The 21,362-nt window shown below is 75.5% G+C and carries 20 protein-coding genes; 8 read left to right on the top strand and 12 right to left on the bottom strand.

Annotated features, from left to right (window positions below; all coding sequences use genetic code 11):
* Positions 1-8 precede the first annotated feature (8 nt).
* Positions 9-875, top strand: a complete 867-nt coding sequence (locus D5H75_RS29375) for an NAD(P)-dependent oxidoreductase (protein ID WP_119929815.1) — start codon at positions 9-11, stop codon at positions 873-875.
* A 72-nt stretch (positions 876-947) separates the two neighbouring features.
* On the opposite strand, the gene D5H75_RS29370 is transcribed toward D5H75_RS29375, so the two are convergent.
* From D5H75_RS29370 to D5H75_RS29355, 4 genes are all read right to left on the bottom strand, one after another.
* On the bottom strand, positions 948-1,496 hold the full coding sequence (locus D5H75_RS29370; RefSeq protein ID WP_119929814.1) for a carboxymuconolactone decarboxylase family protein: 549 nt from the start codon (positions 1,494-1,496) through the stop codon (positions 948-950).
* A 167-nt stretch (positions 1,497-1,663) separates the two neighbouring features.
* On the bottom strand, positions 1,664-2,410 hold the full coding sequence (locus tag D5H75_RS29365) for an SRPBCC family protein (RefSeq protein ID WP_119929813.1): 747 nt from the start codon (positions 2,408-2,410) through the stop codon (positions 1,664-1,666).
* A complete protein-coding gene (locus D5H75_RS29360; RefSeq protein WP_202638618.1) occupies positions 2,410-3,039 on the bottom strand; it encodes an ArsR/SmtB family transcription factor in 630 nt (209 codons plus the stop codon). Before D5H75_RS29360 ends, D5H75_RS29365 begins: the two co-directional genes overlap by 1 nt.
* Before the next feature lie 147 nt (positions 3,040-3,186).
* Entirely contained in the window at positions 3,187-3,675 is a 489-nt protein-coding gene (locus D5H75_RS29355; protein ID WP_202638617.1) for a DUF6789 family protein, read from the bottom strand.
* A 215-nt stretch (positions 3,676-3,890) separates the two neighbouring features.
* Between D5H75_RS29355 and D5H75_RS29350 the strand changes: the two genes are divergently transcribed.
* Positions 3,891-5,717, top strand: coding sequence for a PQQ-dependent sugar dehydrogenase (locus D5H75_RS29350; protein WP_119929812.1), 1,827 nt, complete (start codon positions 3,891-3,893; stop codon positions 5,715-5,717).
* 160 nt (positions 5,718-5,877) lie between these two features.
* On the opposite strand, the gene D5H75_RS29345 is transcribed toward D5H75_RS29350, so the two are convergent.
* Positions 5,878-6,675 carry a protein phosphatase 2C domain-containing protein gene (locus tag D5H75_RS29345; protein WP_202638616.1) on the bottom strand — a complete coding sequence of 266 codons (798 nt, stop codon included), beginning with the start codon at positions 6,673-6,675 and terminating at the stop codon, positions 5,878-5,880.
* A 13-nt stretch (positions 6,676-6,688) separates the two neighbouring features.
* Positions 6,689-7,561, bottom strand: a complete 873-nt coding sequence (locus tag D5H75_RS29340; RefSeq protein WP_119929944.1) for a LysR family transcriptional regulator — start codon at positions 7,559-7,561, stop codon at positions 6,689-6,691.
* Positions 7,562-7,648: 87 nt separating this feature from the next.
* Here D5H75_RS29340 and D5H75_RS29335 point away from each other — a divergent pair, with 87 nt between their 5' ends.
* Together D5H75_RS29335 and D5H75_RS29330 are read left to right on the top strand one after the other, a co-directional pair.
* Positions 7,649-8,956, top strand: coding sequence for an FAD-binding oxidoreductase (locus tag D5H75_RS29335; RefSeq protein WP_119929811.1), 1,308 nt, complete (start codon positions 7,649-7,651; stop codon positions 8,954-8,956).
* On the top strand, positions 8,953-10,335 hold the full coding sequence (locus D5H75_RS29330; RefSeq protein WP_202638615.1) for an MFS transporter: 1,383 nt from the start codon (positions 8,953-8,955) through the stop codon (positions 10,333-10,335). Before D5H75_RS29335 ends, D5H75_RS29330 begins: the two co-directional genes overlap by 4 nt.
* Before the next feature lie 329 nt (positions 10,336-10,664).
* On the opposite strand, the gene D5H75_RS29325 is transcribed toward D5H75_RS29330, so the two are convergent.
* On the bottom strand, positions 10,665-12,458 hold the full coding sequence (locus D5H75_RS29325) for an LVIVD repeat-containing protein (RefSeq protein ID WP_242454597.1): 1,794 nt from the start codon (positions 12,456-12,458) through the stop codon (positions 10,665-10,667).
* A 491-nt stretch (positions 12,459-12,949) separates the two neighbouring features.
* On the opposite strand from D5H75_RS29325, the gene D5H75_RS29320 reads away from it, so the two are divergent.
* The 3 genes from D5H75_RS29320 to D5H75_RS29310 all read left to right on the top strand — a co-directional run bounded on the left by D5H75_RS29320 (position 12,950) and on the right by D5H75_RS29310 (position 16,626).
* A complete protein-coding gene (locus tag D5H75_RS29320; protein ID WP_119929810.1) occupies positions 12,950-14,428 on the top strand; it encodes an FAD-dependent monooxygenase in 1,479 nt (492 codons plus the stop codon).
* Between the two features lie 619 nt (positions 14,429-15,047).
* A complete protein-coding gene (locus D5H75_RS29315; protein ID WP_119929809.1) occupies positions 15,048-15,956 on the top strand; it encodes an aminoglycoside phosphotransferase family protein in 909 nt (302 codons plus the stop codon).
* A 31-nt stretch (positions 15,957-15,987) separates the two neighbouring features.
* The gene (locus tag D5H75_RS29310; RefSeq protein WP_119929808.1) at positions 15,988-16,626 is read left to right on the top strand and encodes a class I SAM-dependent methyltransferase; all 639 of its coding nucleotides are present in this window, start codon (positions 15,988-15,990) and stop codon (positions 16,624-16,626) included.
* A gap of 301 nt (positions 16,627-16,927) precedes the next feature.
* Here D5H75_RS29310 and D5H75_RS29305 read toward each other — a convergent pair whose 3' ends face one another.
* The 3 genes from D5H75_RS29305 to D5H75_RS29295 all read right to left on the bottom strand — a co-directional run bounded on the left by D5H75_RS29305 (position 16,928) and on the right by D5H75_RS29295 (position 18,310).
* On the bottom strand, positions 16,928-17,119 hold the full coding sequence (locus D5H75_RS29305) for a hypothetical protein (protein WP_119929807.1): 192 nt from the start codon (positions 17,117-17,119) through the stop codon (positions 16,928-16,930).
* Positions 17,120-17,278: 159 nt separating this feature from the next.
* Positions 17,279-17,695, bottom strand: coding sequence for a helix-turn-helix domain-containing protein (locus D5H75_RS29300; protein WP_119929806.1), 417 nt, complete (start codon positions 17,693-17,695; stop codon positions 17,279-17,281).
* Positions 17,696-17,746: 51 nt separating this feature from the next.
* Complete coding sequence (locus tag D5H75_RS29295; protein ID WP_119929805.1) at positions 17,747-18,310, bottom strand: CGNR zinc finger domain-containing protein; 564 nt, start codon at positions 18,308-18,310, stop codon at positions 17,747-17,749.
* A 57-nt stretch (positions 18,311-18,367) separates the two neighbouring features.
* On the opposite strand from D5H75_RS29295, the gene D5H75_RS29290 reads away from it, so the two are divergent.
* Positions 18,368-19,039: a maleylpyruvate isomerase family mycothiol-dependent enzyme gene (locus D5H75_RS29290; protein WP_119929804.1), complete on the top strand. Its 672-nt coding sequence runs from the start codon at positions 18,368-18,370 to the stop codon at positions 19,037-19,039.
* 116 nt (positions 19,040-19,155) lie between these two features.
* Here the strand turns inward: D5H75_RS29290 and D5H75_RS29285 are convergent, their stop codons facing one another.
* Complete coding sequence (locus D5H75_RS29285) at positions 19,156-20,511, bottom strand: MFS transporter (RefSeq protein WP_119929803.1); 1,356 nt, start codon at positions 20,509-20,511, stop codon at positions 19,156-19,158.
* A gap of 93 nt (positions 20,512-20,604) precedes the next feature.
* The gene (locus D5H75_RS29280) at positions 20,605-21,360 is read right to left on the bottom strand and encodes a dienelactone hydrolase family protein (protein WP_119929802.1); all 756 of its coding nucleotides are present in this window, start codon (positions 21,358-21,360) and stop codon (positions 20,605-20,607) included.
* Between the last annotated feature and the right edge of the window lie 2 nt (positions 21,361-21,362).

The following is a 21,362-nucleotide window of genomic DNA, read 5'->3' as shown; positions in this document are numbered from 1 at the left end:
GGTACAAGATGAGCGACAAGACTCCCGTGACCGTGATCGGCCTGGGGCTGATGGGCCGGGTGCTCGCGCAGGCGTTCCTGGACGCGGGCCACCCCACGACCGTGTGGAACCGCACTCCGGAGAAGGCCGCCGATCTGGTCGCCAGGGGCGCGAAGCAGGCGGCGACCGTGGCCGAGGCCGTCGAGGCGGGCCCGCTCACGATCATCTGCGTGCTCACCCACGACTCGGTGGAGGACGTGCTCGCGGCGGCCGGCGGCTCGATCGCGGGCCGCACGATCGTGAACCTCACCAACGGCACCCCCGAGCAGGCGCGCAAGGCCGAGGCCCTCGCGGCGGGCTCGGAGTACCTGGACGGCGGGATCATGGCCGTCCCGCAGATGATCGCCAAGCCGGGCGCGCTGATCCTCTACAGCGGCCACCCGGACGCGTTCGAGCGGTACCGCGAGACGTTCGAGGTGCTGGCCGAGGCCCGCTACCTGGGCGACGACGCGGGCCGGGCGGCGCTGTACGACCTGGCCATGCTCAGCGCGATGTACGGCATGTACGGCGGTTTCGCCCACGCTCTGGCCATGGTCAGGGCCGAGGGTGTCTCCGCGACCGAGTTCGAGCCGTACGTCAGCGGGTGGCTCCAGGCGATGTTCCAGACCCTGCCGGCCGCCGCCGCCCAGGTGGACTCGGGGGACTTCGTCACCGACGTGTCCAGCCTGGCCATGAACGACACCGCGTTCCCGAACTTCATCGAGGCCAGCCGGGCCCTGGGCCTGCGGCCTGACGTCCTGCTCCCGATGCGCGACCTGATCCGCCGGGCGGTCGAGGCGGGCCACGGGGCCGACAGCGTGATCCGCATCGTGGACATGATCCCGGAGAACTCCTGACCGCCCTCCCCCGCTCCGCCCGCGTCCGGTACGGCGACGCCCGCCGCGCCGCCGTACGGGACGCGGGGCGGGTCAGCCGTCCCAGGCGAACCGGGACAGGGCGGGGTCCACGGCGGCCCCGGTGAGGCGGTTGGCGTAGGTGGACAGGGTGTAGACGCCGACGCCGAGCACGACGTCGAGGGAGTCGCGGGTCGTGTAGCCGGCGTCGAGGAACGCCTTCAGGTCCTCGTCGGGCACGCCGCCGTGGTGGTCCATCACCGCGTGGGTGAAGATCCGCAGGGCCTCCAGGCGGGCGTCCGGCAGCGGCCGCCCGGCGCGCAGCGCGGCGATCAGCTCGGGGTCGGCGCCCGCCCCGGTGAGCACCCCGGTGTGCATGGCGACGCAGACGTGGCAGCGGGTGCGGGTGGCCACGGCGAAGGTCACGACCTCGCGCTCGACCGGCTCCAGGCCGGACTGCGCGAAGATGGACAGCCCGGTCAGGAACGCCTTGAGCGCCTGCGGCGACTCGGCCATGCGGGCTGCGGCCTCGGGGAGGAAGCCCTGCTTGCGGGCGATGGCGTCGAGCCCGGCGCGCGCCTCGGCGGGGGCGGTCTCGACGGTGTGGGTGGTGAAGACGCTCACGGATCCTCCTGGGACGCCGAGGGGTGGTGCCTGTGGACCGGCCGTGGCCTGGCACGGCGGATCAAAAAGACAACCTGGTTGCCCATTAAGGTAAACCTAGTTGTCGATTAAGGCAAGCACGGGGGCCACCGCGCCCCCTCGGGTGCCGGGCGGGCGGCGAGGGGCGGTCAGGCGGAGAGGGGGGTGAGCCAGGCGGACCAGGCGGATTCGGCGGCGGAGACGTCCACGTCGGCGAAGACGAGGTGCTGGACGACCAAGGCGCCGAAGAAGCCCCGGACGAACCGGTACATCGCGTCGCCGGCGCGGACGCCGAGGGCCTGGTCGTCGGCGAAGTACACGACGCCGTCGATCTCCGGCAGGCCGCCGCCGGGCGCGAGCCGTACGCGGTCGCCGATCGCGGTCACGCCCGGGAGGCCGAGGGCCTTGCGGAGGGCCGCCCAGGCGTGGTCCAGATCCGGTGCCGGGGGCCCGGCCACGGTGATCGGGGTGGCCGCGCGGCCGGCGAACCGGCCGAGGTACTCCACGAGCGTGCGGAAGAAGAGCGCGCCGCCCCGCGACATCGCCTCGAACTCGTCCTCCCAGTCGTCCCCGGGCAGGAATCCGCTGGTCACGACCCGTATCACCGCGCTTCCGCGCTCCCGGCCCTCGACCAGGAACTCGTAGGCGACGAAGCGGCCGTCGGGGCCGGGCTCGGCGCCGTACGCCAGCCGCCGCCCGGGGTCCCACGCGGTGATCGGCTGCTCGGGGCTGTAGTCGCCGAACGCCAGCCGGACCACCCCGCCCTCGCCGGGCTCGACCTCGTTGCGCCCCATGAACCACGAGGTGATCCCGGGCCCGGTGGCGATGGCCTCCCACACCTGCTCGGGCGTCGCGGCCACCTCGGTCTCGTGGGACGTCTCGAAGCGGTGACCCATCAGTCCTCCCCGGCGGTGGACGGCGCGGCCGGGGACGGTTCCGCCTCGGCCGGGGGCGCGGCCGGGTGGACGGCGACGACGATCCGGTGAGCGCGCCCGCCTCTGGCCGACTCGTCATGGTATTTGCCGACAAGCCGGGTGACGGCCTCGGCGAGCTCCCGCGCGAAGGCGGACCGGTCGGCGGCGGAGGCGAACCGCACCTCGCCGTCGATCGCGAACGTGGCGACGCGTTTCCCGGCCCGCTCCGCACCCGTGATCAGCGCCCCCACGTCCCGCACGAGCCGCCCCGCCACCGCCAGCAGCCACCGCGCCGACAGCCGGTCGGGCGCCCGCGCCGGGTCCGGCTGCACCGCCGCCAGCGCCTGGGGGGAGATCACGTAGGACGCGGCGGTGGCCCGCATCACGCGCTCGGTCATGTTCCCCTTGCGCCGCTCCTCGACGAGCTCCACCAGCCCGTGCTGCTCCAGCGTGCGCAGGTGATAGTTCACCTTCTGCCGGGGCAGCCCGACCCGCCCCGCCAGCGTCGCCGCCGAGGCGGGCTCCGCCAGCTCGGCCAGCAACCGGGCCCGCACCGGATCGAGCGACACCTCGGCCGCCGCCGGATCCTCGATGACCGCCACCTCGAACATCCCCCAACCCTGCCGCCCGACAATTCCCCTTGTCAAGAAACCCCCCATTGTCGGGCCTTCGAGGAGGGCGAGCCGCCGACGACGCGGTACGGCTCGGCGGCGGCGGGCGGTGCCTGATGGGGCGGCCAGGGGGCGTCTGGGGCGGGGTCAGAAGGCGGGGGTGTGGTGGGGAGTGGTGGCGGGCTGGGCGGCGGGGGGCCAGGGGGTCGGAGGGGTGGGGCGGGCCCGGTTGAGCGCGGTGGCGAGGGTGGTGCCGTAGGCGATGTGGGCGGCGGCCATCAGGGCGGCCCGCGAGGGGTGGTCGCGGGTGATCGGGGGGAGGGCGCCGATGGCCGGAACCCAGCCCTGGTAGCTGGCCAGCCAGATGGCCAGGCCGTAGGCGGCGCCGGCGGCGGGGGGCACCCGGCGGTTCCCGCGCAGGAGGGAGAGGAGGGCACCCGCGGCGGTGCCGAAGGCGAAGTGGGAGACGAGGCCCAAGGCCCCTTCGCCGGGTTTGGGCAGGGAGCGGCCGCCGGGCAGGACGGCCCGGGTGATGCGCTTGGGCGGCTGGTCGGGCATCAGGCCGGCCTTGTCGCCGGCGTACATCACCGCGCTCATCGCCGCCGTGGCCAGGGCTCCGCCGGCGGCTCCGGACATCAGGCGCCTCATCATGACTGCCGACTGCCCGCGTCGGCCCGCCGGAAACCGCGGCCTTCCGGGCAAGAGTCTTAAAGGTTAAGGAGGGTGACGCCGGGGCGTATGGGTTGACGTGCGCGCGGGCGGGTCGGGATAACGGGACGGAGGGCCCTTCCGCCCGCGCGCGTCCCGGGGCGGGTGGGACGAGGGCCGCGCCCGCGACCCTGGGAGTCCGCATGAAGCCCCGCCTGACGCCGGTCGTGACCGCCATCCTGGCCCTGGCCGCCCCGGCCGCCCTCTCCTCCCCCGCCCACGGCGAGGTCGCGGGCGGCCCCGCCGTACCCCGGCCCACGATCACCGCGTCCGCGGGCGCCACGCACGCGCCCGCCCCGGGCGGCACGGCCGCGCCGCCCGCCGCCACGCCGCCCGCCTCCGCCGTGCCGGCCGCGACGGTGACCGCCCGGCCGGGGGGCTCGGCCGGCTCCGCGCGGCCCGGGGACGCGGCGTCCGCGCGGCCCGGGGACGCGGCGGCGTCCGCGCGGCTCGCGGACTTCGACTTCACGCGGCCCGAGGTCGTGGCGAGCGGCCTGGCCATCCCGTGGGGGCTGGCGTTCCTGCCCGACGGGAGCGCGCTGGTCTCGGAGCGGAACTCGGGCCGGATCCTCCAGGTACGGCCGGGCGGGGCGGCCCAGGAGGTCGCGCGGGTGCCCGGGGTCGTGCCCGGGGGCGAGGGCGGGCTGCTGGGGATCGCGGTGTCCCCGTCGTACGCCCAGGACGGGTACGTCTACGCCTACTTCACGGCGAGCGCCGACAACCGCGTCGTGCGCTTCCGCCTCGGCGGCACGATCACCCCGCAGGTCATCAGGTCCGGCATCCCCAAGGCGAGCATCCACAACGGCGGCCGGATCCACTTCGGCCCCGACGGGATGCTCTACGCCGGCACCGGCGACGCCGGCCAGACCGCCAACGCGCAGAACCCGCAGAGCCTCGGCGGCAAGATCCTGCGCATGCGCCCGGACGGCACCGTCCCGCCGGACAACCCGACCGGCGGGTCGCTCGTCTACACGCTCGGCCACCGCAACGTGCAGGGGCTCGCCTGGGACGCGCGCGGCCTGATGTACGCCACCGAGTTCGGCCAGAACCGCTGGGACGAGGTCAACCACATCGTCGCGGGCGGGAACTACGGCTGGCCGACGGTCGAGGGCACCGGCACCGACCCCCGATTCCGCAACCCCATCGTCACGTGGACCACCGCCGAGGCCTCCCCCAGCGGCGCCGCGATCGCCGGCGACACCCTGTTCGCCGCCGCGCTGCGCGGCACCCGCCTCTGGCGCGTCCCGCTGACCGGCTCCGGCGGCGCGGGCACCCCCGACTCCGTCCTCAACGGGACGTACGGCAGGCTGCGGCACGTGGCCGTGGCGCCCGACGGGCACCTGTGGATCCTGACGAGCAACCGCGACGGCCGCGGCACCCCGGTCCCCGAGGACGACCGCGTCGTGCGCTTCCCGCCCCGGACGACGACGCCCCCGCTGTTCGCCGACGACTTCGAGTCCGACCGCGGCTGGACGGTCAACGCGGCGGGCGCCGACACCGCGACCTCGGGCCGCTGGGAGCGCGGCGACCCCGAGCCCACGACGTACAACGGCGCCACCATCCAGTCCGGCACGACCGTCAGCGGCACGAACGCCCTGGTCACCGGGCGCGCCGCGGGCTCCTCGGCGGGCGCGGGCGACGTGGACGGCGGCACCACCAGCGTCCGCTCCCCCGAGATCGCCCTCCCGGCCGGCACCCGCCCCACGCTGACCCTGTCCTACTACCTGTCCCACCTGAACAACGCCTCGGCGGCCGACCACCTCCGCGTCCGCGTGATCACCCCCACGACGACGGCGACGATCCTCGACCGCCCCGCCTCCGCCAGCCAGGTCCCCGCCACCTGGCGGCAGGCCACCGCCGACCTCACCCCCTACGCAGGCCAGACCATCCGCCTCCAGATAGAGGCCACCGACGCCGACCCCGCCTCCCTCGTCGAATCCGCCGTCGACGACGTCCGCGTCACCTCCTGACCCCCGACGCCCCCGCGCCAAGGCGAAGAACCTCTCCAGGATCGTGCGGCCCGGCACCCCCGCCGGCACCACCCGAAGCCTCGGCCCGTGAGGGGCCGGCGCGGAATCGCAAGATCACGGGCGGGGATGGATCACGGGCCGGGAGGGAAGGGGGAGGCGGTCAGGGCAGGTGGGCGTAGGCGAGGGTGGCGTCGTCGTGGGGTTTGTGGCGCGGCCAGCGGGTGCCCGCGGGGTCGGTGAGTTCGGCGCGGCGGACTTCGGCGATCACCGCCTGCGCGCCCTGGGATTCGGCCAGGTCCAGGAGGGCGGGCCAGGTCGTCCGGGCGTAGGCGTCCACCAGGCAGGACGCGCCGTCGGTGAGGACCGCGAGGCGGCGGACGCCCTCGGCCGCGCCCGTGACGGCGTGGTGGGCGGCGGACGGGTCGAGTTCGGCCACCCAGTAGCCGCCGGGGCGGTTGCGGAGGGGGCGCTTGGCGGCGATGAGGGCCTCGGCGGCCGCGCGGTCCCGGCCGGGGCCGCGGGCGGCCTCGCGTTCGGGGATCGGGAGGCGGGCGAGCCGGTCGTCGGTGATCGCGGCCACCTCGTCGCCGGTGTCCAGGACGACCACGCAGTCGGCGAGGACGAGGTACTCCACGGCGCGGGCGGCCCGCCGTACCACCGCCAGGGCGGCGGCCGGCTGGTCGGGATGGGTGAGGTCGCAGCCGGGGCCGTGGGCCTTGGCGACCTCGGCGATCGCGGCGGCCACGGCCTCCGGGAGCGGGACCTGAGGCGCGGCGTGGCGCAGGATCGCGGTGGACAGCTCGCGGGCGTACCAGGGGGTGCCGTGGCGGCAGCCGAGCGGGAACCCCTCGGGGGTCGACACGCCGTCGAGCACCACGATCGTGTCCGGGGTGGCGGCGACGTGGTCCTCGTTGATCCGTCCGGGGCGGGCGGGCTCGGTGGCCAGGCTGATACGCACCCGAACGATCCTGTCAGACCTCGGGGAACACCTTCGCGCAGGCCGCCAGCAGGTGCCGCAGCGGCACGGCGGGCGGCCCCGGGGGCACCGCGAGGTAGGTCACGGCGACCGGCTCGGCCAGCGGCCGGAAGGCGACGCTGCGCACCCGCGGCAGCTCCGACTGCACCGGGTAGAACACCGTCCACGAGGGGAACCCCGAGGCCAGGTCGGCGAGGGTGTCCTGCAGGGTCGTGAACGGCGGGCCCGCCGGGGGATCCACGCCCGCCGTACGGCAGGCGGCGGTGATCAGATCGTGGAACGGCGGGTTGTTCTCCCGGGGCGCCAGGCGCAGCGGCAGGTCCCCGAGCTGTTCCAGGCGCAGCACCGGCTCGGCGGCCAGCGGATGGTCGGCCGGGAGGGCGACGATCAGCGGGTCGGACCAGACCGGGATCAGCTCCAGCCCGGGCACCGCGGGCAGCGACCGGACCAGCGCCGCGTCCAGTTCGCCGGACCGCACCCCGGCCAGCCGTTCGGCGAGGGGCACCTTGACCAGCCGGGCGCGCACCCCGGCCAGCTCCTCCAGCACCCGGTAGACCTGCGGCCCCGGCCCGGGACTCGTGCCCAGCCGCAGCGTGACGGAGGCCCCGGTCACGAGGTCGGCGGCGACCTGCCGCACCCGGTCGGCGGCGGCGAGCGCGGCGCGGGCCTCGGGCAGCAGGCGCGCGCCCTCGTCGGTCAGGCGCACGTGCCGGGTGGAGCGGTCGAACAGCCGCACGCCCAGCTCGCGCTCCAGCCGCTGGACCTGCTGGCTCACCGCCGGCTGCACGATGTGCAGGCTCTCGGCCGCCCGCGCGAAGCCGCCGTGGTCGGCCACCGCGACGAAGTACGCCAGTTGCCGCAACTCCATCCCGACCTCCATTTATCACGATAGGTGATAACAGTACGAGCGGATCACCGCTGGTTCGCCCGGCCCGTCCGCGATGGGGTGGGCCCCATGAGATCGACCCAGCAGTCACCACAGGTCCGGGGTCCGGTGTGGACGCCCGGCCAGGACGGATATCGGCGGGAGACGAGCGGTTTCAACCTGGCCGTCGAGCACCGCCCGGAGATCGTCGTGGGCGCGACAGGCCCCGGGGACGTCGCGGAGGCCGTGCGCCACGCCGCCGCCCGCGGGCTGCCCGTGACCGTGCAGGCGACCGGCCACGGCGGTGCCCTCCCCGCCGCCGGCGGCCTGCTGATCAGCACTCGCCGCATGGACGGCGTCCGCGTGGACCCGGTGCGGCGGACCGCCCGTGCCGGGGCCGGGGCCCGCTGGGACCAGGTCGTGCGGGCCGCGGCGGCGTACGGGCTGGCCCCGCTGAACGGGTCGTCGCCGCGGGTCGGCGTGGTCGGGTACACCCTCGGCGGCGGCCTGCCCGTGCTCGGCCGGACGTACGGCTGGGCGGCGGACCGCGTTACCGCGTTCGAGCTGGTCACGGCGGCGGGCGAGCAGATCACGGTGACCGGCGGCGACCTGTTCTGGGCGCTGCGCGGCGGCGGCAAGGGCGGCTTCGGCGTGGTCACCGAGGTGGAGTTCGGGCTGGTGCCGGTGCGGCGGCTCCACGGCGGCTCGCTCTACTTCGGGGGCGACGCGGCGCGGGACCTGCTCGCGGCCTGGCGGGAGTGGACCGGGGGCGTCCCCGAGGAGATGAACTCCTCGATCGCGCTGCTGCGCCTCCCGGACGCCGAGGGCGTGCCCGCGCCGCTGCGCGGGAGGCTGAGCGTGCAGGTCACCGTGGCGTTCACCGGCTCGGCGATGGAGGGCGAGGCGCTGGTCCGCCCGCTGCGCGCCGTCGCCGCGCCGCTCATCGACGCGGTCGGCGAGATGCCGTACGGCGACGTCGCCCACGTCCACAACGACCCGACCGAGCCGAACGCCTACCACGAGACCTCGCTGATGCTGCGCGACCTGCCGGCCGAGCGCCTGCTCGACCTGGACGACCGCGCGATCGTGACGGCGGCCCGGCACCTCGGCGGCGCGCTGTCGCGCAGGACCGGCCAGGACAGCGCGCTCGGCCACCGCGACGCGGCCTACGCCGTGCTCACGGTGTCGCCCGAGCCGGCGCCGCTGGACGCGCTCGCCCCCTGGAGCACGGGGTTGCGGTTCGCCAACTTCCTCGGCGGGCCCTCGGCGGCGCCGCTCGCCCGGGAGGCGTACGACCCGGCCTCGCTGGCCCGGCTCGCGGAACTGCGGGCCACGCACGATCCGGACGGGGTCTTCGCCGGGGCCGCGGCGCTTCCGGCCGGGAAGGGGGAGCTGTGAGCTCCGCGAGTTCCGTGGACGCGGCCGTCGCGGCGGCGCCCGCCGGGGCCCGGTCGGCGGGCGTGCGGGTCGGGGCGCTGTTCGGGCCCGCGGTGTTCGGGGTGACGGCGGCCGGGGTCGCGCTGCCGGACGTGGGCGCGGAGCTGCGGGCCGGGCCCGCCGAGGTGGCGTGGGTGCTGACGGCGCACGCGCTCGCGCTCGGGCTGAGGACGGCGTTCTTCGGGCGGCTGTCCGACGCCTGGGGCGTGCGCAGGACGCTGGCCGCGGGGGCGATCGTGCTCGCCCTCGGGACGGTCGTCTGCCTGGTCGCGCCCGACCTGCGGGTACTGGTCGCGGGCCGGTTCGTGCTCGCGGCCGGATCGGGGGCGATGTCGGCGTGCGCGCTCGCGCTGACGGCGGCGGCCGCGCCGGAGCGGCGGGCCTCCATGCTCGCGGGGTTCGGCGCGTCGATGGCGGTGTTCTCGGCGGCGGCGACCCTCGCGGGCGGCGTGGTCACCGAGCTGGCGTCCTGGCGGATCACCCTGGTCCTGCCCGCGCTGTCGCTGCTGGCCGCCCCGCTCTGCGCGGGCCTCGCCGTACGGCCGGGCACGGGCGCGCGCGTGGACCTCACCGGCGCGGGCCTGCTCACGGGGGCCGCCTCGGCGTTCCTCATCCTGATCCAGGCGGGCACGCTGGGCCTGCCCGGCGTGGCCGCGGCCGTGGTCGGCGCGGTGTTCGTGGTCGCGGCGGCGGGCCTGGCCCTGCGCGTCCGGCGCGTCCCCTCTGGGTTCGTCCCCCGCCGCCTGGTGGGCGACCGCCCCTACCTGGTCGCGGCCGCCGTGGGCATCGGGGTGTACGGCGGGCTGTTCGCCACGATGTACGCCGCGCCCCAGCTCCTCGTCAGGGAGCACGGCATGAGCGTCCTCGCGGTCGGGGCCTGGCTGCTCCCCGGCGCGGTGGTCGGCGTGGTCGCGTCCCGCGCGGTCGGCGCGGTCCGCTCCCCCCGGGCCAGGAACACACTGCTGGCGGCCGTGGCCGCCGCGTTCGCCGCGGTCCTCCTGGCGGCGGCGCTGGCGGGCGGGGCCGTGCTCCTGATCGCCGCCGCGTCGCTGGGCTTCGCCGCGTTCTCCACCGCCCAGGTCGCGGTGACCGCCATCATGTCCGCCCACCTGCCCCCGGCGACCCGGGGCGGCGGCATGGGGCTGCTCAACCTCGCCTTCTTCGCCGGCGGCGCGACGGCCTCGGCCCTCACCGCCGCCCTGTCGGCCCCCCTGGGCCTCGCCCCGTCCCTGGCCGTGATCACCCTCTTCCCCGCGACCGCCGCCCTCCTGTCCCTCACCCTCCCCAGAGCGGTCCCCGCACCCTCGCCACCCGCGGCGCCGGCCGGAGCCCGCCCCTAGACCCCGGGCCCCGGCACCCCCTGCGCACCTCTCCCATGCCCCTCTCGCAGCCCCCGCTCCCCTCACTCCCTCGCCCGTGATCTTGCGATTCCGCACCGCCGCCGGCACCACGCGAGGCCTCGGGGAGTGTGGGGTGGGCGCGGAATCGCAAGATCACGGGGGGGTTTTCGGAGGGGACCCTGCGCGAGGGGCCCCTTCGCGAGGGGTTCATCGCGTAGGGCTCCCTCGCGCAGGGCTCATCGCGGGGGGGCGCGGTGGAGCGGGCCGCCCCGCCGTACAGGATCGGCGGGCCGGCCCCCGGTACGGTGCGGACGGCGGGCCGGGGCGGGTCAGAGGGCGCTGTTGCGGAAGGGGGTGCGGGGGGCTTCCAGGTTGGGGCGGCCGAGGAGGCGGGACGACAGGGCGTAGACGCCGTCGTTGGTGAACACCCAGACGATCTTGCGGTCCCACTCGACGTAGATGCCGTGGGTCTGGTTGCCGAGGGCGTAGTCGGGGACCGCGGGGCTGTAGCCCGGCGGGACGAACTGGGCGGCCACGCGGGGACGGCGGACGTCGCGGACGTCGTAGAACTGGACCCCGGCGTTGTAGAAGGCGTACGGCAACAGGCCCTGCCGCGGGTCGCCTGGGGAGGTGTAGTAGCCGGTGCGCTTGGGGCCGAAGCTGCCGCCGCGCTGGCAGTAGTCGGTGAACTTCGCGCCCGCCGGGGGCTTGGGACGCGGGAGCGCGCCGACGACGCGTGGCCTGGCGGGGTCCCTGACGTCGACCTGGAAGACGTCCTTGTACGGCTCGTAGCAGTCCTCGCCGAGCGGGTACCCGCTGACGTAGATCATGCCCGTGCGCTCGTACTGGGAGACGTCCACGTTGTCCGCCTCCGTGCCCCCGACGGACATGGGGAGGGAGAGGTGCGAGATCTCCTTCATGTTCGCCGGGTCGGACACGTCCAGGACGGACAGGCCGAAGCCGCCGAGGGCCGCGAAGGCGATCTTCCCGCCGTGCTCGACGGGCTTGGGGAAGAAGAGGGGCATGCGGGCGCCCATCCAGGAGGTGCGGTTCCCGCAGCGCGGGTCCTTGCGGTACTCCGCCTCCTCGCCCCTGACCTGGCCGGGGCGGTGCCATTCGCCCAGCTTGCGGGGCTTGGCCGGGTCCGACAGGTCCCACGCCTGGTACCCCGCCGAGTAGAGGTACGTCGGGACCTCGGTGTTGCCCCAGTCGTCACGCGGCGCGGCGGCCAGGAACAGGTACTTCTCGCCGATGTAGTACGGCACGTCGAGCGAGCCCGAGCCCTGCTGCGGGGTGCTCTCCGGCCGCGAGTCCAGCGGGTTCGCGACCGTGCTGTCCGTGGTGACCGTGGACAGCAGCTTCCAGTCCTTCTTGCGCGGCCCGTCCAGCCGGTAGACCTTGAAGCCCTTCAGGCCGGGCGTCGCGCGCAGCCTGGCCACGCCCTCGGGGTTCTCGAACTTGGTGCGCCCGGGCGCGTCGCCCAGCTCGCCCACCTGGCGCTTCTGCTCGAAGCTCTGCACCATGACGTACGCCTTGAGCCGGGCGTTCCACTGGATGGTCGAGGCGCCCCAGTAGTCGTGCGCCTTCCAGTCCTTCCCGTCCCGCAGCTCGGGGTTCTCGCCGTACGGCACGTCCACGTCGCTCCGGCTCAGCCGTTCGACGATGGTGACCTTCCGCACGTCGGTGACGTCGTAGACGCGGGCCTCGCTGCGGTCGTACTGGAACAGGTAGCGCCGCCCGCCGAAGTCCACCACGTTCTGCCAGGTGTGGAAGTAGTCCGGGGTGAAGTCCGGCCCGCGGTACGCCGCCTCCACCTTCACCGGCCCCTCCGTGTACGACCGGGGGTCGTACCCCTTCGTCGCGGGGAAGAGGTCCCGCGCGCCGCCGGGGAAGGAGTGCCGCTCCTCCCCCGCCGGGGTCAGTCCCGGATGCCGGAACGACCCGTCGAGCTGCATGCCGTACGACCCGGGGTCCGCCTCCTGCGGACGGCGGTCGCCGCAGGCGGAGGGGATGTGGGAGTCGGCGGGCGCGGCCTGGGCCGATGTCGCCTGCGCGCCCATGGCCAGCAGGAACACGCCGGCGCTCGACGTCGCCACGGCGCGGCGGAGACGGTTTCGCATCATCGCAGCCTTTCTCGGCGCGGGCGGGGGGAGCGCTCCGCGCGCGTCCCGCGCGGCACTCCCGCGCGAGTTGCTGCGCAGCCTGTGCCACCCGGGCCCCGGAAACCACGCCTCGTTCCGCCGCGCGGAACCCGGCCGTTCCACCTCCCGGAACCTCCAGGAACCTCCCAGAACCTCCAGAACCGCCGGGAAGCGCTGGGACCCTTCCGGACCCGTCCGGGAACGGCCGCCTCCCGCCACGCCTCCCGCCGTACGGCCTCGGGCCGCCGGCGACGGGGGCGGCCGGCGCCGCTTTGACAGGAGGGCGGCTTTGTACGACTGTTTACGTACGATCGAAATTGCGTCCTTCCCGGACAGTCGTGACAACTCCGCGAAGGGTCCCATGACTTCCGGCCCCCGGCCCGGCGCGGCCCGCCGTACCGACGGCCGGCGCAACGCGCGGGGGGCGGCCGGGGTTCCTGGGACGGAAGGCCCGGCCTGGTGAGGGGAAAGAGATGAGTGTCGAGTACGGCGTCGCCATCGTGGGCGGCGGGCCCGTGGGCATGCTGCTGGCGGCGGAGCTGACCTTGCAGGGGGTCCGGCCGGTGGTGCTGGAGCGGCTGCCCGAGCCCACGTGGCAGTCGAAGGCGGGCACGCTGCACGCCCGCACGGCGCAGATGCTGGAACGGCGCGGGCTGCTCGACGCGGTGGGCGGGATCGGCGGGCGGCGGGTCGACCGGAGGCCGCCGGACCGGCCGTTCGCGTTCCACTTCGGGCTGATGTTCGACCTGGACCTGGCCAAGCTCGACCTGGAGGGGCCCGCGCACGTGGGCGCGCCGCAGGCGTGGGCCGAGCACGTCTTCTTCGAGCGCGCGACCTCGCTGGGGGCCGAGGTCCGGCGCGGGCACGAACTCGTCGGCCTCGACGACCGGGGCGACCACGTCGCCCTGGAGATCGCCGGGCCCGACGGCCGGTACACCCTCACCGCGTCGTGGGTCGTCGGCGCGGACGGGGCGCGCTCCGCCACGCGCAAGCTCGCCGGGATCCCCTTCGCCGGCAAGGGCGCGACGGTGGCGGCGCTGATGGGCGACGTGCGGCTGCTCGACCCGTACGACGTGCCCTGGGGCTGGACCCGCACGCCGCGCGGCTGGGTCCAGTTCTACGTGCACCCCGCGGGGCTCAGCCGCGTCTCGACGTACGACTGGAGCGGGCCGCACGCCGACCGCCGGGCGCCCGTCACGCTGGACGAGCTGCGGGCGAGCGTCGAGCGCATCGCCGGGTTCCCCGTCCGCATGACCGACCCCGCCCAGCTCACGCGGTACGGCGACGCCGCGCTGCAGGCCGAGGTGTACCGGAAGGGGCGGGTCCTGCTCGCGGGGGACGCCGCGCACGTGCACTTCCCGGCGGGCGGGCAGGGCGTCAACACCGGCCTGCAGGACGCGTTCAACCTGGGCTGGAAGCTCGCCGCCGAGGTCAACGGGTGGGCTCCGCCGGGGCTGCTGGACACCTACCACTCCGAGCGGCACCCGGTCGCCGCCCGCGTGCTGTGGAACGTCAGCGCCCAGATGGCCCTGATGAACCCGGACCCCTCGGTGGACCCCCTCCGCGAGCTGTTCACCGACCTGATGCATCTCGACGAGGTCAACGCCTACCTCGGCAACATGATCAGCGGGCTCGACATCCGGTACGACGTCGGCGTCCCCGGCGCCGGGCACCTGGCCCCGAACGCCGCGCTCAAGGTCGGCGACCAGACCCACCGGCTCGCCGACCTCCTCCGCCCGGCCTTCCCCATCCTCCTCGACCTCGCCGACCGCCCCGACCTCCGCGACGCCGCCGCCCCCTGGTCCGAGCGCGTCGCCATCGTCACCGCCGTGTCCGAGAGCCCCCTGGGCGCGGACGCCCTCCTGATCCGCCCCGACGGCCACGTCGCCTGGCTGGGCGACCGCCCGTCCCGTCTCCAGGCGGCCCTGACCCGCTGGTTCGGCACCCCCTGACCCCGGCCCATCCTCACGCGTGGGGCGCGCCTCCTGACCGTGATCATGCGGTCCCACCCCGCACACGACCCGAGGTGAGGGCGGCGCAGGCGCCACCCCCTCCTGGCCGTGATCTCGCGATCCCGCCCCACATATGACCCCACGCGAGGACGGCGCAGGCCCCATCCCCCAGCCGTGATCTTGCAGTTCCACCCTGGCGCCGGCTCCACCCGAGGCGCCGGGAGGAGCCGAGGATGGGGCGGGATCGCGAGATCACGGCACGAGGAGGGGAAGCGGGCTGAGCGAGGGGAGGCGGCACGACACGCCACGGCGACGGTCCCGCCCGAGGTGTCGGGGCCAGGGCCGGGGCGGCGATAGGTGAGCACCGGCGCTCGGCCCGAGGTGCCGGGGATCGGGTGAGGACGCGGGTGGGACCGGTCCCGAGGCTTTCGGCCTGGCGCCGGGAACGGGCAGCCAGGCGAGCCGGGGCCGCTTCACCCCGAGGCGGACTGCCCGAAGGGGTCCGCGCCGACACCGGCGATTCGGGTGCCCGACCCCGCGTCAGCCGTACAGCCGCCACCGCCCCGGCGGAGGAGAAAATCGGAAGCGGACACACAGGGCGGATGGGTAGCCTCGGGAAATGATCTCGGTTCCGGAGGGGCTGGCGGCGCGGCACGCGGAGTACGGGCCGGAGGACGGGGGACCGGCGTGGATCGCGACGGTCCCGGGGCTCGTGGAGCGGTTCCTCGGCGAGTGGGGGCTGCGGATCGACGGGGACGCGATGCACGGGTACGCCGGGCTGGTGCTCCCCGTGACGCGGGAGGACGGGACGCCGGCGGCGCTGAAGATCCAGCCGGTGAACGAGGAGAGCGCCGGGTCCTACGACGCGCTGCGGATCTGGGACGGGCGGGGCGCCGTGCGGCTGCTCGCCGACGACCCCGTGGCCGGGGCGATGCTGCTGGAGCGGCTGGACTTCACCCGTCCGCTGTCGGTCCTCGGGGACGAGGCCGAGGAGGCGCGGATCATCGCCGAGATGCTCGTACGGCTGCACGCCCACCCCGCCCCGCCCGGCATGCGCAGGCTGGCGGACGTGGCGGCGGACATGCTCGGCGAGGTGCCGGCGGCGCTGGAGCGGCTGGCCGGCGAGCGGGACCGGCACCTGCTGAAGATGTGCGCGGGCGCGGTGCGGGAGCTGCTGCCCGAGTCCGGGGACCGGCTGCTCCACTGGGACCTGCACCACAAGAACGTGCTGGCCGGGGAGCGGGAGCCGTGGCTGGCCATCGACCCGAACCCGCTCGCCGGGGACCCCGGGTTCGACCTGATGCCCGCGCTCGGCGACCTCTGGGACGAGACGGCCGAGACGGGCGACCCGGCGCGCGTGCTGCGGCGGTTCGACCTGATGACCGAGGTGATGGGGCTGGACCGGGAGCGCGCGGCGGGCTGGACCCTCGGCCGGGCGCTCCAGAACACGCTGTGGGACGTCGCGGACGGCGAGCGCGAGATGCACCCGAGCCAGGTGATGATCGCCGAGGCCGTCCTCTCGCGGTGACCTCACCGGCCGGATGTGCGACAGTGAGGGAATGGATCACTGGCGGCGGTCGAGGCTGACGGCCCTGGCGTACGACTCCGCGGTCGAGAGGGAACCCGTCGCCCGCGCCTTCGCCCGTGTCCTGTGGGGCGCCGACCTGCGCCGCTTCTACGCCGCGATCGCGGCGGCGGGCGCCGCGGCCGAGGGCGGGCGGGTCCTCGACGTCCCCTGCGGCGGCGGGGTGGCGTTCCGCGGCCTGACCGGCCCCGCCGAGTACGTCGCCTGCGACCTCTCCCCCTTCATGCTGGACCGCGCCAGGTCCGAGGCCCGGCGGCGCGGCGTCCGGGCGTCCTTCGTCCGCGCCTCCGTCGAGTCCCTCCCGTACGGCGACGCCGTGTTCGACCTGTGCCTCACCTTCTTCGGCCTCCACTGCTTCCCCGACCCGCGCGCCGCGCTCGCGGAGATGGCCCGCGTCCTCCGCCCCGGCGGCGAACTCCGCGGCACCTGCCTGGTCTCCGGGGCGGGCCTCCGCCAGAACGCCCTGATCGCCGCGTCCCGGGCCGTGGGCGTGTTCGGCCCCGCCGAGATCACCCCCGCCCTCCTCCGCACCTGGCTCTCCGCCCTGGGCCTGACCGGCGTCACAGTGGAATCCACCGGCGCCGCCGCCCTCTTCACCGCCCACCGCCCCTGACCCCCCTAACCGCCATCCCCACCCGCACCAAGCCGCCCCGGGCGATTTGACAATGATTTTCATTTCAAGAAGAGTAAAGCCGTGGCCGGGCCGGGGCGCCGGCGCGCGCTGGGGCAGGGCAGGTCCTCACCCCCGGCCCGGCCGCGCCACCTCGAGTGTCAAGGGCGTACGGCTGTCGGCGACGGCCGACGCGATCCGCGGCGCAGGATGAGCAGGGCGGACGCCGAGATGAGGAACGCCACCCTGAACCAGAACGGGGCTATCCGTCGAATGGGTCCTGGAGGTCGTGGAGGGGCCAGCCCTAGATCTCCAGGGGCCGGTGGAAGAGCGAGCCCATCGTGGGGTCGGGCTGGGCGGCCTCGCTCGGCACGTCCAGGGCGATCTCGGGCAGGGGGATGGTCGCGAGCACGCCGAGCAGGGCCGCCGCGACGAGGCCGAGGGCGGGCGGCCGCAGACCGCGGCGGCTATCGCGCAGGGCTGCGACGAGGATCAAGGACGCCGAGGACGGCCACCGCGAGCAGATACGCGGACGTGAGCAGGAGGGCGGGGAGCCCGAATCGGTGACAGAGCAGAAGCCTCAAGATCAGGCGCGGGGAAGCCGCCCAACCCTAGCGGTTCGTCCCGTTCCTTTGGGAGAACGCCCTAGGGCCGGTCAGGCCAGGTGGTCCTCGGCGGATTTGAGGACTCGGGCCAGGTGGCTTTCGGGGCCCGCGGGGATCTCTTCGAAGCCTCGGTCGGGGTGATAGGTGATGTCGAGGCCGGCCTCGGTGAGGCGGCGGGCCCAGCGGAGGGCGGTGTTGGCCTTGGTCGGGGGGACCGGGGCGCCCTGGGCCAGGGCCGACAGGTTGCGGAGGTTGGTGGCCGGGCCGGACTGGTTGTGCTCGCGGCGGAGCTTCCAGGGGATGGCGGCGCCGTGGTCGAGCATGGGGCGGCTCAGGCCGGCGGCGCGCTTGGCCTGGAGGATGCCGGACTCGCTGACGCCGAAGCGCGCCGCCAGCTCGGCGTTGGTCAGTCCGGCGGCGGCCAGGCGGCGCAGCTCTTCTCGGTCCACGGTCGGCTTGCGTCCCACGGCGTCCAGTGTCCCACCTCGCCGGCGCGCGGGCCGTACGGCGGGGCGGCGTCATCGGGAGGCGGCGGTCCGGGCGCGGTAGGCGGCCATCTTGGCGCGCGCGCCGCAGGCGCCCATGGAGCACCAGCGGCGGTGGGCGGCGCGGCTGGTGTCCACGAAGAGGTAGGAGCAGCGGTCGTTCTCGCATTCGCGGATGCGCTGGGAGTGCGGCCCGGCCAGGAGGTCCACGGCGTCGCGGGCCAGTTCGGCGAGGAGGCCCGCGGCCGGCTGCTCGCCGTACGCCAGGAGGGGGCGCGCGCCGGGCACCGGGTCGAGGCGGAGGGGCCGGGGCGGACGGGCGGCCCACGCGTTGAGGGTGGCCAGCGGCCCGGCGGGGATCTCGCGCCCCAGGCGGTGCGCGGTGATCACGTCGTAGATCGCCTCGCGCAGCTCCCGGGCGGCCACCAGGTCGGCGTCCTCGACCGGGATCGGCCCGGCGGTCAGGCCGGCCTCGGTGAACCAGCGGGCCAGGTCCGCGGGCGCCGTGAGCTGCTCGACGGGGGCGCCCCAGCGGCGGCGCACGGTCGCGGCGAGGTTCAGGCAGTGCCGTCCGCCCCGGAAGTCGAACCCTTTCACCCCGCCACGCTACCCCGGCTTCCGGAGTTACCCGTCTAACCGGTAACGTGGCCGCCCATGACTCCAGACGAGCTGATCGCCCGCGTCCGCGCCGGGCACCGCCTGCTGATCGACACCCTCGCCGGGCTCGGCGACGACGACGTGCGCGCCCCCTCCGCGCTGCCCGGCTGGTCGCGCGGGCACGTGATCACCCACCTCGCCGAGCACGCGTCCGGCGTCACCCGCCTGACCGAGCGCGCGAACCGGGGCGAGATCGTCGAGATGTACGCGGGCGGGCGCCCGGCCCGGGACGCCGCGATCGAGCGGGGCGCGAGCCGTACGGCGGGCCAACTGCGGGAGGCCGTGGCCGGGGCGGTCGCGGCGGTGGAGGCGGCGTGGGCGGACACCCGCGACTGGGACCAGTACGTCAACTTCCGGACCGGGCCGCTGCTGGGCCTGGTGTACGCGCGGTGGCGTGAGGTGGAGATCCACCTGGTCGACCTGGACCTGGGGTACCGGCCGGCCAGGTGGAGCACGGACTTCTGCGACCACACGGTGCGCTTCCTCGCGCCGCGCGTGCCGGGCGGGATCGCCCTCACGCTGGACTCGGGCGAGCGGCGCTGGGTCGTCGGCGAGGGTGACCCGGTCACGGCGCGCGGCACGGCGCAGGACCTGACCGCCTGGCTCGCCGGCCGCGCCCCGGACGGCCGCCTCGACGGCGACCTGCCCGAGCTGGCCCCCTGGCCGTGACGCCGATCGTCCCCGGACGTGACGCCGATCGCCCCCGGACGTGATGCCGATAGTCCCCGGACGTGACGCCGATCGCCCCCGGCGGTGACGCCGATAGTCCCCGGACGTGACGCCGATCACTCGGGAGACAGCTCCTCCAGGCGGCGATGGCGGGTCTCGACGGCGAACAGGGCCGCCACCGCCCCGAGCAGGGCCGCGCCGCCGAGCACCGCGAAGACCGCGCCGAGCCCGGCGCCGCGCGCGAGGAGGGCGCCGACGACGACGGGGCCGACGATCACGCCGAGCCGGTTCATGGCCCCGCCGAAGGAGGAGCCGAGGGCGCGGCTGCGCGTCGGGTACAGCTCCGGCCCGTACAGATACAGGGTGATGTTGGTGGCGAACACGAACAGCGCCGCCACCGACGCCCACACCGCGAGCTGCCCGCCCGTCCGCGCGCCGGTCTGCGACAGCAGGAGCAGCGTCACCGCCGCCCCGGCGAGCCCGGTGACCAGGCACCACCGGCGGCCGACGCGATCGACGACCAGCGCGGCGACCAGGCAGCCGAGCAGCCCCGCCGCGCTGGTCACCAGGTTGTACCGCAGGGCCTCGTCCAGCGGCAGCCCGGCGCGGACGTAGAGCGTGGGCAGCCACGCGGTGATCCCGTAGTTCACGAAGTACCCGAAGAACCAGATCAGCGACACGACCACCGTCCGCCGCAGGTAGACGCCCGCGAACAGGTCCCGCAGCGTGCTCGGCGCGCCCGCCGCGCCGCCCGCCGTGACCACCGGCGCGGGCAACGTCCCGCCCCGCGCCACCTCGCGCTCGATCCCGGCGAGCACCCGGTCCGCCTCCGCCAGCCGCCCCCGCGCGGCCAGCCAGCGCGGCGACTCCGGCACCCGGCGCTGCAGGAACACCACCATCAGCGCCGGGACCGCGCCGATCACGAACATGGCGCGCCAGCCCAGGTTCGGCACCACCCAGGCCGCCACCAGCGTGGCGGCGGTGAGCCCGGCCGGGAACACCAGCTCGTACAGCAGCACGAAGCGACCCCGGTGCCGCGCCTTGGCGATCTCGTTGATGTACGTCGCCGCGACCGGCACCTCGGCCCCGATCCCGAGACCCTGCAGGAACCGCAGCAGGACGAAGGCGGCGAATCCGGGCGCGAACGCGATCGCCAGGCTGGTGACGGCGGTCAGCCCCACCGCCAGCGCGACCAGCCGGACCCGCCCCACGCGGTCCGCGAGCCAGCCGCCCGCCAGCGCGCCGGCCAGCATGCCCACCGAGCCGCTGGTGATCGCCACGGTCGCGTCCCCGGGCGTCAGCCCCCACTCGCGCGTGAGCAGCGGGAGCGCCGAGGCCACGAGGAGCTGGTCGAACGCCTCGAAGAACGTCACGACCCCGATGACGGTGCGCACCTTGAGGTGCCAGAGCGAGGTCGGCAGCCGCTCCAGCCGGGCGGCGATCGAGGCTACGGAGGTATCGGCCGTGGTCATGGGCACTCCCTCGGGGGTTCGGGGACCTGGACACCGTTGAGATCGGCCGTCGCGACCAGCCGCTGGATCAACCGCTGAGATCGGCCGCTGCGATCAACCGTCGTGGTCGGCCGTTCCGCCGGGTGGGCGTTCGGCCTCGGAGAGGAAGGCGAGGACGAGGTCCCAGCAGGTCGTGGCCGCCGCGGGATCGTGCTCCGGCGCCCCCTCCCGGTAGAACCCCGGGCCCGTCCCGGGAAGCACGCGCACCTCCGCGCGCGGCCCCGCCGACGCCGCGGCCGGCCGCAGCCGCTCCGTCCCCGGGTCCCCGTCCGCGGCCACCGCGAGCCAGGGCGCGCGCCGGTCGGGAACCAGCAGTTCCAGCGGCGGCAGGCCCTCCCACGGCGCGGCCCCCACGCCCGCGGGGCTCACCGCCGCCACGGCCGCGACCTCGGGGAACCTCGTCGCCGCCCAGGTCGCCAGGTATCCGCCCGCCTCCAGGCCCACGACCACGGCGCGCCGCAGCCCCCGGCGTCCCGTGAGGTACGCCAGGGCGCCCTCGACGTCGGCCGCCAGGTCCTCCGGGGACAGCCGGGCCAGCTCGCCGCGCGCCCGCTCCCGCTCGGCGGGCTCGGCCGGCTCGTAGGCCGGTCCGCCGCGCTCGTGGTAGAGGTACGGCGACACCGCGATCCATCCCTCGCGCGCCAGCCTGCGGCACGCCCCCTCGGCGTACTCGGTCACCCCGAACACGTCGTGCAGCACCACGGCCCCGCCGTACGCCCCGGTCCCGGGTTCGCGGACGAACAGCGGCGCGGCGGTCCGCAGCACCCGCCTGCCCCGGTTGGCCGGTCCGTGCGCGTGCGCGTGTCCCATCG

Source organism: Bailinhaonella thermotolerans (assembly GCF_003594875.1).
Lineage (GTDB): Bacteria > Actinomycetota > Actinomycetes > Streptosporangiales > Streptosporangiaceae > Bailinhaonella > Bailinhaonella thermotolerans.
The sequence above is the reverse complement of the archived record's forward strand: the minus strand, read 5'-3'. Positions and strand labels throughout refer to the sequence as shown.

Excerpts from the sequence above, each read along its gene's own strand:
- D5H75_RS29375 (WP_119929815.1), top strand. The coding sequence starts at position 9 with ATGAGCGACAAGACTCCCGTGACCGTGATCGGCCTGGGGCTGATGGGC.
- D5H75_RS29365 (WP_119929813.1), bottom strand. The coding sequence starts at position 2,410 with ATGGGTCACCGCTTCGAGACGTCCCACGAGACCGAGGTGGCCGCGACG.
- D5H75_RS29360 (WP_202638618.1), bottom strand. The coding sequence starts at position 3,039 with ATGTTCGAGGTGGCGGTCATCGAGGATCCGGCGGCGGCCGAGGTGTCG.
- D5H75_RS29355 (WP_202638617.1), bottom strand. The coding sequence starts at position 3,675 with ATGTCCGGAGCCGCCGGCGGAGCCCTGGCCACGGCGGCGATGAGCGCG.
- D5H75_RS29350 (WP_119929812.1), top strand. The coding sequence starts at position 3,891 with ATGAAGCCCCGCCTGACGCCGGTCGTGACCGCCATCCTGGCCCTGGCC.
- D5H75_RS29340 (WP_119929944.1), bottom strand. The coding sequence starts at position 7,561 with ATGGAGTTGCGGCAACTGGCGTACTTCGTCGCGGTGGCCGACCACGGC.
- D5H75_RS29335 (WP_119929811.1), top strand. The coding sequence starts at position 7,649 with ATGAGATCGACCCAGCAGTCACCACAGGTCCGGGGTCCGGTGTGGACG.
- D5H75_RS29325 (WP_242454597.1), bottom strand. The coding sequence starts at position 12,458 with ATGATGCGAAACCGTCTCCGCCGCGCCGTGGCGACGTCGAGCGCCGGC.
- D5H75_RS29320 (WP_119929810.1), top strand. The coding sequence starts at position 12,950 with ATGAGTGTCGAGTACGGCGTCGCCATCGTGGGCGGCGGGCCCGTGGGC.
- D5H75_RS29315 (WP_119929809.1), top strand. The coding sequence starts at position 15,048 with ATGATCTCGGTTCCGGAGGGGCTGGCGGCGCGGCACGCGGAGTACGGG.
- D5H75_RS29310 (WP_119929808.1), top strand. The coding sequence starts at position 15,988 with ATGGATCACTGGCGGCGGTCGAGGCTGACGGCCCTGGCGTACGACTCC.
- D5H75_RS29290 (WP_119929804.1), top strand. The coding sequence starts at position 18,368 with ATGACTCCAGACGAGCTGATCGCCCGCGTCCGCGCCGGGCACCGCCTG.
- D5H75_RS29285 (WP_119929803.1), bottom strand. The coding sequence starts at position 20,511 with ATGACCACGGCCGATACCTCCGTAGCCTCGATCGCCGCCCGGCTGGAG.
- D5H75_RS29280 (WP_119929802.1), bottom strand. The coding sequence starts at position 21,360 with ATGGGACACGCGCACGCGCACGGACCGGCCAACCGGGGCAGGCGGGTG.